General features: G+C 66.9%; 11 protein-coding genes. 3 read left to right on the top strand and 8 right to left on the bottom strand.

The window, feature by feature from the left end:
* From ligA to RF641_RS03890, 6 genes are all read right to left on the bottom strand, one after another.
* Complete coding sequence (ligA, locus tag RF641_RS03865; RefSeq protein ID WP_424572537.1) at positions 1-2,271, bottom strand: NAD-dependent DNA ligase LigA; 2,271 nt, start codon at positions 2,269-2,271, stop codon at positions 1-3.
* Between the two features lie 203 nt (positions 2,272-2,474).
* Complete coding sequence (locus tag RF641_RS03870; RefSeq protein WP_047118517.1) at positions 2,475-3,434, bottom strand: PP2C family protein-serine/threonine phosphatase; 960 nt, start codon at positions 3,432-3,434, stop codon at positions 2,475-2,477.
* Complete coding sequence (locus RF641_RS03875; RefSeq protein WP_047118516.1) at positions 3,434-4,642, bottom strand: adenylate/guanylate cyclase domain-containing protein; 1,209 nt, start codon at positions 4,640-4,642, stop codon at positions 3,434-3,436. The genes RF641_RS03870 and RF641_RS03875 overlap by 1 nt, the downstream gene beginning before the upstream one ends.
* The gene (locus tag RF641_RS03880) at positions 4,639-5,127 is read right to left on the bottom strand and encodes a hypothetical protein (protein WP_424572538.1); all 489 of its coding nucleotides are present in this window, start codon (positions 5,125-5,127) and stop codon (positions 4,639-4,641) included. The genes RF641_RS03875 and RF641_RS03880 overlap by 4 nt, the downstream gene beginning before the upstream one ends.
* Before the next feature lie 147 nt (positions 5,128-5,274).
* Positions 5,275-6,141: a biotin--[acetyl-CoA-carboxylase] ligase gene (locus RF641_RS03885; protein WP_424572539.1), complete on the bottom strand. Its 867-nt coding sequence runs from the start codon at positions 6,139-6,141 to the stop codon at positions 5,275-5,277.
* Positions 6,142-6,183: 42 nt separating this feature from the next.
* Positions 6,184-7,041: an SDR family oxidoreductase gene (locus RF641_RS03890; RefSeq protein WP_047118514.1), complete on the bottom strand. Its 858-nt coding sequence runs from the start codon at positions 7,039-7,041 to the stop codon at positions 6,184-6,186.
* A gap of 195 nt (positions 7,042-7,236) precedes the next feature.
* On the opposite strand from RF641_RS03890, the gene RF641_RS03895 reads away from it, so the two are divergent.
* Positions 7,237-8,847, top strand: a complete 1,611-nt coding sequence (locus tag RF641_RS03895) for an acyl-CoA carboxylase subunit beta (protein ID WP_113606733.1) — start codon at positions 7,237-7,239, stop codon at positions 8,845-8,847.
* A gap of 49 nt (positions 8,848-8,896) precedes the next feature.
* A complete protein-coding gene (locus tag RF641_RS03900; protein WP_286163513.1) occupies positions 8,897-9,118 on the top strand; it encodes an acyl-CoA carboxylase subunit epsilon in 222 nt (73 codons plus the stop codon).
* 103 nt (positions 9,119-9,221) lie between these two features.
* Here RF641_RS03900 and RF641_RS03905 read toward each other — a convergent pair whose 3' ends face one another.
* Positions 9,222-9,794 carry a TetR/AcrR family transcriptional regulator gene (locus tag RF641_RS03905; protein ID WP_120989866.1) on the bottom strand — a complete coding sequence of 191 codons (573 nt, stop codon included), beginning with the start codon at positions 9,792-9,794 and terminating at the stop codon, positions 9,222-9,224.
* Between the two features lie 39 nt (positions 9,795-9,833).
* On the bottom strand, positions 9,834-11,054 hold the full coding sequence (locus tag RF641_RS03910) for a multidrug effflux MFS transporter (protein WP_120989867.1): 1,221 nt from the start codon (positions 11,052-11,054) through the stop codon (positions 9,834-9,836).
* A gap of 182 nt (positions 11,055-11,236) precedes the next feature.
* Here RF641_RS03910 and RF641_RS03915 point away from each other — a divergent pair, with 182 nt between their 5' ends.
* Positions 11,237-12,907, top strand: a complete 1,671-nt coding sequence (locus RF641_RS03915) for a DUF885 domain-containing protein (RefSeq protein WP_424572540.1) — start codon at positions 11,237-11,239, stop codon at positions 12,905-12,907.
* The last annotated feature ends 4 nt before the right edge of the window (positions 12,908-12,911 follow it).

Raw genomic sequence — 12,911 nt, forward strand, 5'->3', positions numbered from 1 at the left:
TTATGCTCCTTCCGGTGCGGACAGCGCCGCTTCGCGGGCTGCATCCGGCCCCTGTTCGAGCAGGATGCCGAAACCGGCTTCATCGAGCACCGGCACCCCCAGCGACTGGGCCTTGTCCAGCTTGGATCCGGCGGCCTCGCCGGCCACCAGGAAATCGGTTTTCTTCGAGACGCTGCCGGTGGCCTTGCCGCCGCGCACGATGATCGCTTCCTTGGCGGTGTCGCGCGAGTAGTTCTCCAGTGTCCCGGTGACCACGATGGCCAGGCCTTCGAGGTTCTTGGTGATGTTCGCGTCGCGCTCGTCGACCATCTTCACCCCGGCCGCCTGCCAGGCGCTGACGATCTCGCGGTGCCAGTCGACCTTGAACCAATCGACCAGGGCCTCGGCGATGATGGAGCCCACCGAGTCGATCTGGCTCAGCTCCTCCACCGCGTTGCCGGCATCGATGACCTCAAGCAGCGCGTCCATGGAACCGTAGCGGGTGGCGATGGCGCGGGAGGCGTTGGGTCCGACATGGCGGATGGACAGCGCCACCAGCACCCGCCACAGCGGATTGCCCTTGGCCTTCTCCAGCTCGTCGAACAGCTTCTCGGTGCTCTTGGTCGGCACCGAGGGCTTCTTCGCGGTGGCCTTGGTGAAGAAGTAGGGCACCAGATCGAACCTGCCCGTTCCCTCCCCCTTGACCCGCTTTTCGCGCCAGACCTTGACCTCGGCCAGCTGATCCAGCTTGTCCTTCAGGTCGAAGAGCTCGGCTTCGTTGCGCAGCGGGCCCGGGCCCGCCGGCAGGATCAACCCGCCCTGGGTGGCCGGGTCCTCGCCCGGCCCGCTGGTGAGCGCGGCGGCGGCCTCGTAGCCCAGCGCCTCGATGTCCAGGGCGCTGCGTCCGCCCAGGTAGGCGACGCGTTCGGTGAGCTGCACCGGGCAGGATTCCGCGTTCAGGCAGCGGATGTCCACGTCGCCTTCCTTGGCCGGGGCCAGCGGCTGGCCGCAGGAGGGGCATTCGGTGGGCATGATGAAGTCGACTTCGGTGCCGTCGCGCAGCGCGAGCACCGGGCCGACGATCTCCGGGATCACATCTCCCGCCTTGCGCAGGATGACGGTGTCCCCGATCAACACGTTCTTGGCCTTGACGACCTCCTGGTTGTGCAGGGTCGCGCGGGCCACGGTGGACCCTGCCACCAGCACCGGTTCCATGACGCCGAAAGGGGTCACCCTGCCGGTGCGCCCGACCTGGACCTGGATGTCCAGCAGCTTGGTGTGCACTTCTTCCGGCGGGTACTTGTAGGCCACGGCCCAGCGCGGCACGCGCGAGGTGTAGCCCAGCTGCTCCTGGGTGGAGAGGTCGTCGACCTTCACCACGATGCCGTCGATGTCGTGGATCAGTTCATGGCGCTTCTCGCCGTGCTCGGCAATGAACTCCCTCACCTGGGCCAGCGACTCGACCACGCGGCCGTACGGGGACACCGGCAGTCCCCACTCGCGCATCAGCTCGTAGGCCTGGGACTGCTCGGTGATCGGGAAGTCGCGGCTGCGCCCCAGCCCGTGCACGAACATGCGCAGCGGGCGCTTGGCGGTCTGTTCCGGGTCCTTCTGGCGCAGCGAGCCGGCGGCGGCGTTGCGCGGGTTGGCCAGCGGCGCCTTGCCCTGCTCGATCAGCGCCTCGTTGTAGGCGTTGAAGTCGTCGGTGGCGATGAAGACCTCGCCGCGGACCTCGAATTCCGCTGGCCAGCCCGAACCGGAGAGCTGCTGCGGGATGTCGCTGATGGTCATGGCGTTGTGGGTGACGTCTTCGCCGGTAGTGCCGTCGCCGCGGGTGGCGGCGCGGACCAGCTTGCCGTCGCGGTAGGTGAGGTTCAGGGCCAGGCCGTCGATTTTCACCTCGCACAACCAGCGCACGGGAATCTGCGGGTGCAGGCGGTTGGCGTTGGCGCCGGCGCGTTCCAGCCAGGCATCCAATTCCTCCAGGGAGAACACGTCTTCCAGCGAGTACATGCGGCTGGCGTGGGTCACCGGGGCGAAGGCCGCGGACACCTCGCCGCCGACCTCCTGGGTGGGTGAATCCTGGCCCGCCAGGATGGGGTATTGGGCTTCGAGCAGTTCCAGCTCCTGGAACAACGCGTCGTATTCGGAGTCCGAGACCAGCGGGGCATCCTGCTGGTAGTAGGCTTCCCGATGCGTCCGGATTGCCTCGACAAGCTCGTCGTGTCGTTCACGCGCCGGTGCAGGCGGGGCGTTCGTGGTCTCAACTGGCGTTACGTCATTTTCACTCACGTATCCAATTGTGCCCCAGGGAGCCGACGGATTCACCACGCCCACACCACATTGCCAGAAGCCCTCCCCGGCCCGCCGACGTGGGCTTGCGGCGACTGGATCAGCGGCGGAGGGCGCGCCAGGGAACGGCGGCAGGAATCCAATGCACTGAACCAGCGGCAGCGTGCGCCCCTGGCCCAGGAGCCGCCACGACGCCGGCGGGCCTACAGCGCCGGAGCCTGGGTTGCGGTTCCAGGCGGCACGGGGGGCGCCAGCACGTCGATGACAATCACAGCGATGTTGTCCCGCCCTCCGGCTTCCAGCGCGGCACCGGTCAGCACCTCGGCGGCAACTTCGCGGTCCTTGTAGCTGACCAGCAGGCTCTGCAGCAGGTCCTCGGTCAGCTCGCCGCTCAGCCCGTCCGAGCACAGCAGATAGCGGTCCCCGATGCGCGGCTGCAGCACGGTGATGTCCGGATGGCTTTCGGCCCCGGCGCCCAGCGCGCGGGTGATCAGGTTGCGGTGCGGGTGGTTCCGCGCCTCCAGCTCGGTGATCTGGCCGGCATCAACCATTTCCTGCACGGCAGAGTGGTCGCGGGTCAGCTGCTGCAGGGCCCCGTCGCGCAGACGGTAGCCGCGCGAGTCGCCCACGTTGACCAGCGCCAGGTTCGGCACTTCCTCGATAACAGGCATCGCGGCGGTGGCCGGGTCCTGTCCGCGGCGGTGGGCCTCGAGCATTTCCGGGGTGATCTTCGAAATGACGTCGGTGGTGCCCTGGGCCGCGAAGCCCTGGGTCCACGGAGGGATGGCCACCGGCGCGGTGACCGAGTCGCGGCCCTGCCCGGAGGCCTTGATCAGCACCAGCGCGCACAGCGTGGTGCCGCCGCGGGACTCCAGCGCCTCGCGGATGCGGTCATCGGCCAGCTGCACCTGCCGCTGGACCTGCTGCACGGTGGGCAGGCTCGGCACGGAGGTCTTGGCCGCGCGGGTGCACAGCTCTTCCATGGTCTCCACGGCCAGCTGGCTGGCTACTTCGCCGGCCTCGTGGCCGCCCATGCCGTCCGCCACCGCATAGGCCACCTGGCCCAGCAGGATGCGGTCCTGGTTCTCGGTGCGCCGCCGGCCCACGTCGGTGCGCCCGGCCGCGGCGAGGACGAAGGGGACGGACTGGGCTTCTGCGTGCATCAGTCCACCACCAATCCGGTGCCCTCGCCATGGGACAGTTCAAAGGGCTGGATCTCCCCGAAGCCGCGCACCGCGGTGATTTCCTGGGCGGTGAGCACGAACCGCGGATCGTTTTTCAGCGTATTGGCGGTCAGCGCGTCGGTGAGCACCGTGCCGGGTTCAGCCAGCGAGGTCAGCCGGGCGGCCATGTTCACCGTCGGTCCGTAGATGTCTCCCAGCCGGGAGAGGATGCGTCCCCAGACCACCGCGCCGCGGGTCTGCGGCAGCATTTCATCGGCTTCGAACTCCTGCGACAGCGCCAGCGCGATCCGGGCGCCTGCCTGCGGGGTTTCGGCCACGTACAGCACTTCGTCGCCGATGGTCTTGACCAGCCGGCCGCCGCCCACGGAGATGATCTCCGCGCTCTTGGATTCGAAGCGCTGCACCATCTTGGCCAGCGTGCGTTCGTTCATGCGCCGTGACAGCGAGGTGTAGGAGACCAGGTCCGCGAAACCCACCGCGCGGGCCAATGGCAGCGGGGTGTCGTCGTCCCCGCCCCCGCCCTGGTTGTAGGCGGCCACGCCGGCCTCGGCGCGCAGCGCCATGCGGTGCACCGCGGAGTTCAGCTGGCGGCGCCACGAGTAGAGCAGCAGGTTCTCGATCTGCGGGATCAGGTCCGGCAGCATGTCGAACAGCTGGCGCCTGGCCTGGCGGTCGGACATGTTCTGGTTGGCGATCATGTCCTCCACGAGCGCCTCGATCTGCCAGACCACCATGCGGTCGGTCATCTGGCCCACCGAACGCATCAGGGAGATGGCGGTTTCCTCGGTCAGCTGCCCTTCGCGCACCATGCCGACCATCGTGGCCAGCGCTTCCTCGTCACGCTTGGTGAAGAAAACGTCGTCGTCGCTGAGTTCCGGGAAGCCGATCGCGCGCCAGAGCTTGCGGGCCGAATGCAAGGAGATGCCGGCGTCGGCCGCCACCTCGCGGCGGCGCAGCTCGCGTTGCCCGCCGATCAGCTGGCGTTCCAAAGCCGCGACGGTGTCGCGGATGGCGTCGGGGGTGTGGGCCGGGACCTGCAGCGGTTTCTCCATGGCCTGGGCGAGTTCCAGGATCGGATCCGCTTCGGGGGCGGTCTCCACCGGGGCGTGCTCGCGGGCCTGGTGGGCCGCGACGGAGGCGGACTGCGGAGTGTCGGCCCGTGGCGTATTGCTGTGCTCGGTGCTCATGGAGCCATGCCCTCACTCTTGGATGCCTCGGTCTGCACCGGGGACTGGTTGATGCGCAGGTTGGTTATCGCGTCGATGGCCAGGGACCTGAAGTACGGGACGGAGGGAACGTGGGCAATCCTGACGTAGCCATGGCCCAGCACGATATCCAAGGTGCCGGCGCGGGTCATGGCGTTCTGCTTCTTGGTGTGGGCAATCAGGTCGCGCACCGTATACAAACCCACCGACTGCAGCTTGCCGGAGGTGAAGGACGAGCGGAACAGGATCCGCTCGGTGGTCAGCACGATCCGGCTGCGCAGCCAGCGCACCCACGGGGCCACGCACCAGATCAGCGTCAGCGCCGCCCAGAGGACCAGCGTCACCACGACCCACACTCCGGCGTTCTCCGCCAGCCAGGGCGAAAGGTCGGTGCGGCTGAGGTAGCCGAGCAGGAACGTGCAGACCACGGTCAGCAGCAGGAAAACGACAATTGGTTGTCTCAGCACTTTGGAATGTTCACGCGTCTTGATGATCACGCGTTCCCTCTCATGCAGCGGCACCTTCATCGTCAGTATCCTCGTCCCTCCTGCCCTGGTTGGTCCTTGAAGCCTCAGTTCTACTAATACTAGTCCCGGTGCAGTTGCACTAGCAGGTTAGGCGTACTTTCCATCGGCGCGCCGCACATGGTGGACGTCCCCGGCCAGCACCCGGTGGGTGCGTGCGGCGCCGTCGCGCACCAGCAGCGCGCCGTCGGGTTCAAGGTCCACCGCTTGGCCTTCAAGCAGGCTCCCATCTGGGAATTCAACACGGACGTCGTGTCCGAGCGTAGCCAGCTTCGCGGCGACCATGCCAGCCAGGCTGGCCCCGGAGAAGCCATTCATCCCGGCCGCGGCATTGCCGCGGACTTCGCGGAAGGCGATATCCAGGGCGGCGAAGCGGCGCAGATAGCCGGTTAGCAGGGCGCTGCGCGACACCGGCGATCCGCTGGCCAGGCGCAGCGAGGTGGCGGTGGGGACCGGCAGCTCGGTGTCGTCCTGGTCCACGTTCATGCCGGTGCCGACCACCACGCCGAAGCCCTTCGGCGTGGAGACCAGCTGGGCCAGGATGCCGCAGATCTTCTTGTCCCCGGCCAGCACGTCGTTGGGCCACTTGATGCGGGCTGCCACCCCGGTGAGTTCTTCAACGGCCTGGCACCAGGCCAGGGCCGCGAGCATGGTGTACCAGGACAGCGAGTCGGTGGGCATGCTTTCTCCAGGCACCGCGAGCACGCTGACGGTGAGGGAGGACCCGGCCGGGGTGACCCAGTCGCGGCCCAGCCGCCCCTTGCCCTGCTGCTGGTGCTCGGTGAAGTACACGCTCAGGTTCCCGGCCTGCCCGGAGGCGGCCAGGTCCGCCAGCTCGGTGTTGGTCGAGCCGGAGGTTTCACGGATGCTGACCAGGCCCAGTCCCAGCTCGCCGGCCAGGGCGTCGAAGACGGCCGGATCCAGCGCGGCGCGGGCACAGTGCTTCTCAATGCTCATGAAAACCACCCTAAGCCACGCGGGCCTGTGCGGCAGCTGGCTTTACAGGAAGATGTCTTCCACCAGCGGAACCTCGGGATCCAGCGCATAGCCGCTCAAGTCGTCGACCCCGGCCAGCTTCAGCACCTGGCCGTCGGTGAAGAAATTGCCGCTGACTCCGGCAGGATCGCTGGAGAGGATCGCCATGGCGGCGTCCGCAACGATGTCCGCGCTGCGCGCGCCGTGGACCATCTGCTGGCCGCCTGGCAGGTTGCGGATCGCGGCGGTGTCGATCAGCGTCTCCGGCCACAGGGAGTTCACCGCGATGCCGGCGTCCTTGAGCTCTTCGGCCAGACCCAGCGTGGTCAGCGACATGCCGTACTTGGCCATGGTGTAGCCCAGGTGCATCCCTGCCCACTTGGGATCCAGGTTCAGCGGCGGGGAGAGCGTCAGGATGTGGGCGTGAGCGGACTCGCGCAGGTGCGGCAGCGCGGTCTTGGACAGCAGGAAGGTGCCGCGCACGTTGATGTCCTGCATGAGGTCGTAGCGTTTCATGTCCAGCTGGTCGGTTTTGGCCAGGTTGATCGCCGAGGCATTGTTCACCACGATGTCGATGCCGCCGAAGGCATCGATGGCTTGCTGCACCGCGCGCTGCACGTCCTCGTCCACCCGCACGTCGCCCACCACGGCCAGTCCTTTGCCACCGGCGTCGTTGATCTGCTGCACGGCGGTATGGATGGTGCCTTCCAGGCTTGGGTGCGGCGTGTCGGTTTTGGACAGCAGCACCACATTGGCACCCGCCCGGCCAGCGGCGGTCGCGATGGCCAGGCCGATGCCGCGGCTGCCGCCGCTCATCAGGATGGTGCGTCCGGCCAGCCGGGAATGCTCGGGGGCGATGAGGGTTCGCGATTCAATAGTCATGTGATCTAGGTTACGGCAGATGGGGCGCGCAAGCTACTGTTGAGTAACTTATTCTGGGGTGGGTCATGCTCAGGATTGCCCCAATTTGTAAGATTCCTACAAACAAACTGGCTGTTTTCCCAGTTAGACTGGCTTGGTTGGCAATTTTCTTGTGCCATTCCTACACATTGAGACCGATCCGAGGGAGACCAGGGCATGACGCAGGGCCGTACCGAGGCAGACGAAGCAATCGACCTGTCCACCACCGCCGGCAAGCTCGCTGAGTTCCGCCGCCGCCAAAAGCTCTCCGAAGCACCCAGTGGACAGGCAGCCGTCGAGAAGCAGCATGCGCGCGGCAAGCACACCGCCCGCGAGCGCATCGAGATGCTGCTGGACGAGGGTTCCTTCGTAGAATTCGATGCCCTGGCAGTCCACCGCTCGACCGCCTTCGGCATGGAGAAGAAGAAGCCGATGGGCGACGGCCTGGTCTCCGGCTACGGCACCGTGGACGGCCGCCAGGTCGCCGTCTACTCGCAGGACTTCACCGTCTACGGTGGTTCCCTCTCGCAGGTCAACGGCGAGAAGATCGTCAAGGTCCAGGAATTCGCGCTGCGCAATTCCTGCCCGGTCATCGGCATCCTGGACGGCGGCGGCGCCCGCATCCAGGAAGGCGTGGCCTCCCTGGCCATGTTCGCGGACATCTTCCGCAATAACGTGCACGCCTCCGGGGTGGTCCCGCAGATCTCGCTGATCATGGGCCCGAGCGCCGGCGGCGCCGCCTACTCCCCCGCGCTGACCGACTACGTGATCATGGTCGACAAGACCAGCCACATGTTCATCACCGGACCTGACGTCATCAAGACCGTCACCGGCGAGGAAATCGATATGGAGACCCTGGGCGGCGCGCGCCAGCACAACGCCAACACCGGCACCGCCACCTATCTGGCCGCCGATGAGGAAGACGCCATCGAGTTCTGCAAGGACCTGCTGGACTACCTGCCCTCCTCCAACCTCTCCGATGCGCTGATCGCCGAATTCGACGAAGAGCTGGAGGTCACCGAGGACGACCTGGAACTGGACACCCTGATCCCGGACTCGGCCAACCAGCCCTACGACATGCGCACCGTCATCGAGTCCGTGGTGGACGACGGGCAGTTCTTCGAGATGCAGGCGCTGTACGCGCCCAACGTGCTGATCGGCTACGCCCGCATCGAGGGCCGTACCGTAGGCCTGGTGGCCAACCAGCCGATGCAGTTCGCCGGCACCCTGGACATCAACGCCTCGGAGAAGGCGGCGCGCTTCGTGCGCCACTGCGACGCCTTCAACATCCCGATCGTGACCCTGGTGGACGTGCCAGGCTTCCTGCCCGGCAAGGACCAGGAATTCCAGGGCATCATCCGCCGCGGCGCCAAGCTGCTCTTCGCCTACGCCGAGGCCACCGTGCCGAAGCTGACCGTGATCACCCGCAAGGCCTACGGCGGAGCGTACATCGTGATGGGCTCCAAGAAGCTGGGCGCGGATCTGAACCTTGCCTGGCCTACCGCACAGATCGGCGTGATGGGCGCGCAGGGCGCGGTCAACATCCTGTACCGCCGCGACCTGGCGGCGGTGGAGGCCGAAGGCGGAGACGTCGAGGCGCGCCGCAAGCAGATCATCGACGACTACGAGGCCGAGCTGCTCAACCCGTACCAGGCCGCCGAGCTTGGCTACGTGGACGCGGTCATCGCCCCGAGCGAGACCCGCCTGCAGCTGGTACGCGGGCTGCGCGCGCTGCGCGAGAAGCATGCCACCCTGCCTCCGAAGAAGCACGGCAACATCCCGCTGTAAGGACCCAACGGCACACACCCTTCTTCCACGACGCACAAGGAGTTCTTCCATGGATCAGCAGGCCTACGCCTCCGCTGCCGCGCAGCTGACCGTCACCCGCGGCAACCCGACGCCCGAAGAGCTGGCCGCGGTGACCGCGTTGCTGATGGCGCTGGACTGCCAGGAGCAGCAGACCGCACGCGCCGTGCCGGCGGCCAAGCGCGTGACGCGCTTGCGCAAGCGCAATGCGCTGAGCACCCCGCGCCTGTCCTGGAACCTGGGACGCCGCTAAGCACGCCAGCGACAAGAATGCCGGAGCACCTCCCTTGGGATGCTCCGGCATTCTTGTTTGCACTATGACTGCATGGCCGCTTCGTGCCGGTGGCAATATTGCGTCACAGCGCCGCGGCGAACGTCCCCAGCATCCGGCGCATGGCATCGCGCCGCACCTCGAAGGTCTGCGGGGCGTTGTAGATCAACTCGACCTGCAGGCTGTCGACCACTCCGAGAAACGCCTCGGCCAGCAGAATCGCCCGGTCCTCCGCGAGGTTCGAGTCAAGGCCTTCCATAAAGGCCGCCCGAAGCTCGGACTCGTAGCCGCGGTACTTCTCGATGACCTGCTCGCGCAGGGCCACCGGCGGCGCGTAGACGGTCCGCAGCAGGAATTGGAAGTGCGGCGAACCGTCATAGCGCTCCTGGAGCCCGGAGATATAGCCGTCTCCCGGAACCTCCGAAGACCCGCCCCCTGCGGCCAGGGCCGCGCGGGCCACCACTTTCTCCTCGTCCAGCGCGGTTTCCAGCACCTGCAGGAACAACGCGTCCTTGCCGGCGAAGTGCGCATAAAGCGAGGGCTTGCGCATGCCCGCCCCCTCGGCGATGGCTGCCAGGGACGAGGCGTCGTAGCCGAACTGGGCGAAGTGCTTGACCGCGACGTCGCAGATCTTCTGGGCCGAGGGGGAAAGTGACATGGTGCGCTGAGTGCTCCGCTTGATCCGTGCTCGTGGTTCCTAGTGGCTTTCCAAATCGGTCAGCACCGGCGCCCGCTTGGCGCTGATACCCACAATAACAAGAGCCGCCGCCGCGCCTGCCATCAGGAATCCCAGCCAGGCAGGAACCCCGGCTTCGACCGCGAGGCCGGACAGCGGGGTGGCCGCCGAGGAAATGGTCAGCTGCAGGGCGCCGAGCAGGGCGGCGGTTGAACCCAGCGAAACGTCCTGCGAGCCCATGGCCAACGCCATCAGCGTCGACTCGGCAACCCCCAGGCCGAACAGGGAGAGGAACATGCCAGCCACGATGCCGCCCAGCCCCAGCCCGGCCGCATGCAGGGCGAAAGCCAGCACCGCCCCGCCCAGCACCAGCGCGGTGCCGATGAACGCGAGCTTGGCCGCGCCCCAGCGGGAAACCATCCGCCCGGTGACAATGGCGCCGAGCATCACTGCCAGCCCGGTGCAGCCGAAGAGCAGCCCGAACTGCCCTGCGTCCAGGCCGAACTCGCCCTGGTAGACGAACGGCGCGCCGCCGATGTAGCCGAACAGGAAAAAGAAGACCAAGGACAGCCCGAGCGTGGGCAGCAGGAAGGCAGGGTCCTTGGCGATGCGCGCGTAGGTGCGCAGGATTTCCCTCGGGCGAAGCTGGATCCGCGAGGACTTGGGAAGGGTTTCGGGCATGGTGAAGGTGGTGTTCACGGTGGCGATGGCGGTCAGGCCGGCCAGCACCAAAAACACCATGCGCCAGCCGAAGTGCTGGTCGATGAATCCGCCGGCGGTCGGTGCCAGCACCGGCAGCAAACCCTCGATGGTCATCAGCAGGGCGAACAGCTGCGCCGCCCGCACCCCTTGGGCTGCGTCGCGCACCATGCTCAGCGCCACCACCAAGGTGAGCGCCGCGGCCAGCCCCTGCAGGGCACGAGCTCCGAGCAGAACCTCGAGGCTCGGGCTGCCGGCCGCCCACAAGGAGGCTGCGAGGAAAGCGACCAGCGCCGCCAGCAGCGGCTTGCGCCGGCCAAAGGCATCGGTGAGCGGGCCGAAGACCAGCTGCCCGACACCCATGGCGAGCAGGTAGACCGTCAAGGTCAGTTGGCCCATGGATTCGGTGCCCTTCAGGTCCGCGACGATGTCAGGAAGGGACGCAAGGTACATATCGGTGCCGGCTGGCCCCAGGATGGTGACCAGAGCCAGCGAGATGGCGAACCAGGCACCGACCTTGGCGGCGGTCTGGGTTGTGGGCATCTGCTTCTCCTCAAAAAGGTTGACGCGAGGTGATTCTCGATTCCTACCTATCGATAGGTAGGCAATAGTTAACCACCATAGCCCCGTTTCCTCCGAGGCGCCATTCAGACGCCGGTGGGCACCGCCGATTCATTTTCACTTCATCTCTTCAACATCTGTTTCAGATCAACTAGGCTTGCCGCATGAACAACGAGACATCACCTCGCGCCGCCACGGCCATCGACGCCGTAGCAGATGAACACTTCGAGCACACCCTGCGGATCTACCCGGACCTCGGGGCGGAACTCGGACTGCCCGGATACGAAAGCCTGTACGGCGACTACTCCCCCGAGGGAACCCGGCGCTACGCCGAGGCCGCCCGCAACACATTGGCCAAGCTCGGGGAGCTGCAGCCCGTGGACGACATCGACAAGGTCACCCTCGATGCCATGCAGGAACGCCTGGGGCTGGAGCTGGAGATCATTGCCACCGGCCGCACCGAACTGAACAACATCGCCTGCCCGGCCCAGGGGATCCGCGCCATCTTCGACCTCATGCCGCAGGACTCGGCCGAGGACTTCGGGCATATCGCCCGGCGACTGGCGAATCTGCCGGCCGCCATGGACGGCTACATCGAGTCCCTGCGCGACTCTGCTTCCAAGGGGCTGGTCGCCGCACGCCGCCAGGTGAAGATCGTCATGGAGCAGTCGACGGACTACGCCAAGGACGGCGGCTTCTTCGACGAGCTGGCGGCTGACGGCGCCAAGCTGGATGCCTCGCTGAGCGAAGCCCTGGCCTCCGGCGCCGACGCATCCAAGGCTGCCTACCGCAAACTAGCCTCGGTCCTGGAAGAGGAGCTGCTGCCCGCGGCCCCGGCCAAGGACGCCGTGGGACGCGAGCAGTATGCCCTCGCCTCGCGCGATTTCCTGGGCGCCGAAGTCGATCTCGAGGAGACCTACGCCTGGGGCGTCGAGGAGCTGGGCAGGATCATCGCCGAGCAGGAACGCGTGGCGCAGCAGATCAAGCCCGGTGCCTCCATCGCGGAGGCCAAGGAGATCCTGAACGCGGATCCGGAGCGCAAGCTGGCCGGTAAGGACGCGCTGCGCGAATGGATGCAGTCCAAGGCGGACGCCGCGGTCCGGGACCTGGCCGGAACACACTTCGACATCCCGGCGCCGATGGACCGCATCGAGTGCATGATCGCCCCGACCGAGGACGGCGGCATCTACTACACCGGCCCGTCCGAGGACTTCTCCCGCCCCGGACGCATGTGGTGGTCCATTCCGCCGGGCGAGGACGAGTTCACCACCTGGTCCGAACTCACCACGGTGTACCACGAGGGCGTTCCGGGCCACCACCTGCAGATCGGCACCGCGCAACTGCAGGCGGACACGCTGAACAAGTGGCGCCGCAACCTGTGCTGGGTTTCCGGACACGGCGAAGGCTGGGCCCTGTACTCGGAGCGGCTGATGCAGCAGCTGGGCTACCTGGACGACCCGGGAGACTACATGGGAATGCTCGGCGCGCAGCGGATGCGCGCGGCCCGCGTGGTCTTCGACATCGGTGTGCATCTCGAGCTGGAGATCCCCGCCGCATGGGGCGAAGGAATCTGGACCCCGGAGAAGGGCTACGACTTCCTGCGCGCCAACTTCGACGATTCCCCCGGACAGCTGGACTTCGAATTCACGCGCTACCTGGGCTGGCCGGGGCAGGCTCCGAGCTACAAGGTCGGGCAGCGCCTGTGGGAGCAGATCCGCGATGAGCTGGCCGCCCGCGAGGGCGAAAACTTCGATGTGCGGGCCTTCCACACCCGGGCGCTGAAGCTGGGTTCTGTCGGCCTGGACACGCTCAAGCGCGCACTGCTGGACGGCTGAGAAA

Source organism: Arthrobacter sp. 'calajunan', assembly GCF_046940185.1.
In the GTDB taxonomy this organism is placed as follows: Bacteria; Actinomycetota; Actinomycetes; order Actinomycetales; family Micrococcaceae; genus Glutamicibacter; species Glutamicibacter soli.